This is a genomic window from Streptomyces sp. NPDC050535 (assembly GCF_044457665.1).
Lineage (GTDB): Bacteria > Actinomycetota > Actinomycetes > Streptomycetales > Streptomycetaceae > Streptomyces.
Genome location: NZ_JBITHE010000062.1, coordinates 1 through 1901 on the forward strand (window position 1 = coordinate 1; position 1901 = coordinate 1901).

Sequence of the window (1901 nt, forward strand, 5' to 3'; positions counted from 1 at the left end):
GATGCTGTTGGTGATCTTCACTCGGTGGGGTGAAGTCTGCTGACCGTGGCTGTGTTCATGTTCTCGCGATGCTGCGCTGGTGGGAGCGGGGCGGTTTCGGCGGTTGGCGGGGTGACCGCAGTGGCAATGGGTTCGGTTTCGGGGCGGGTGATACCGCCGTTGACGGTGCGGATGGCACGGGCGAGCAGTCCACGGGGCACGGCCGCGATGTGGGTGCGTGATCGGCTGGACGGCCTGTTCACGGATGCCGACTTCGCCGACTGGTATCCGGCTGACGGGCGGCGTGGGCTGTCGCCGGCTCAGCTGGCTCTCGTGTCGGTGCTGCAGTATGCGGAGAACCTCACTGACCGGCAGGCGGCGGACGCAGTCCGCTGCCGCCTGGACTGGAAGTACTGTCTGGGCCTGGAGTTGGACGATCCGGGATTCGACTTCACGGTCCTGAGTGAGTTCCGTGGCCGGGTGGCTGAAGGCGACCGCGCGGACCGGCTCTTGGCGCTGGTCGTGGACCGCCTGGCAGAAGCCGGTCTGGTCAAGCGGCGGGGACGGATCCGAACGGATTCCACCCACGTACTGGCGGCGGTGCGCCGTCTGAACCGGGGTGAACTGGTCGCTGAGACGCTGCGCTGTGCCCTGGAGGAACTCGCGCTGCAGGGCGAAGGGTGGCTGGCCGCTCTCGTGACGCCTGACTGGGCAGACCGGTACGGCCGGCCGGTGCGCTACGACCGCCTGCCCCGTGGCGGAGACTCATTGATCGCCTGGGTGCTGCGGGTGGGTGAGGACGGGCTGCACATCCTGCGCGCCGTCTATCGCGACGATGCCCCGCCTGGCCTGCGGGAGTTGAGGTCGGTGCAGGTCCTGCGGCAGGTCTGGGTCCAGCAGTACTGGCACGACGAAGCGGGCCAACTCCGCTGGCGGGCAGCGAAGTCGACCCGTGACCGGGCCAGCCGGAGGGCGACCGAGCAGAGGAACACCGGCAAAGCCTCAGCAGACGGCCGACCGGATCCTGCCTCAGCACGGGTTCCGTGGTCCACGATGGAGATCGTCACCCCACACGATCCCGAGGCCCGTTACAGCCAGAAGGTCACCGCGGCCGGCCAGCGCGACTGGATCGGCTATCGCGATCACCAGACCGAGACCTGCGACGAGTCCAGCCCCAACGTCATCGTCCAGGTCGTCACCCGCCCGGCGCCGCAACAGGACATCGACGCCCTCGACGACATTCATCAACAGCTGACCCGCCAGGGCTTTCACCCTCTCGAGCACGTCGTCGACGGCGGCTATGTCACCCCGGACAGCATTCACCAAGCAGCCATGACCTGGGACATTTCCATGCTCGGCCCGGTCCGCGAGGACCCACAAGCCGCCCAGCGGTCGGGCTTCACGAAGGAGGACTTCCACATCGACTGGGACAACCGCACCCTCACCTGTCCGAACGCCATCACCAGCCCGCCCTGGAAAACCACCCTGGGCGACGGACACCCTCGACTGTCCGTCCTCTTCCCCCGTAAGGCATGCCGGGAATGCAAGGACCGTCTGAAGTGCACCGGCAATGTGGACGGCAAAGGGCGCCACATCCTCCTGTTGCCCGAGCCCCAGCAGAAGATCCAGTCCCAGGTCAGGAAAGACCAGAAGACCAGCAACTGGCAGCGACGCTATGCCATTCGTGCAGGCTGCGAGGCCACTGTCTCAGAAACCGTTCACGCTCATGGCCTGCGTCACTGCCGCTACCGCGGCCTGGCAAAGACGCACGTCCAGCACGTACTCACAGCCGCTGGAACCAACATCGTCCGACTCAGCGAATGCTTCCCGCCCGGCACCACACCGGCTTCTCCACTACGACCACCAAGCCACTTCCGGCAGCTCTGTCAAAGGCTGACGGCCTAGAGATCACCAACAGCATC

General features: G+C 66.3%; 1 protein-coding gene. It reads left to right on the forward strand.

From position 1 onward, the window contains the following. Positions 1-111: 111 nt before the first annotated feature. Positions 112-1884: an IS1182 family transposase gene (locus ACIBLC_RS41920; RefSeq protein ID WP_399216743.1), complete on the forward strand. Its 1773-nt coding sequence runs from the start codon at positions 112-114 to the stop codon at positions 1882-1884. Positions 1885-1901: the final 17 nt, after the last annotated feature.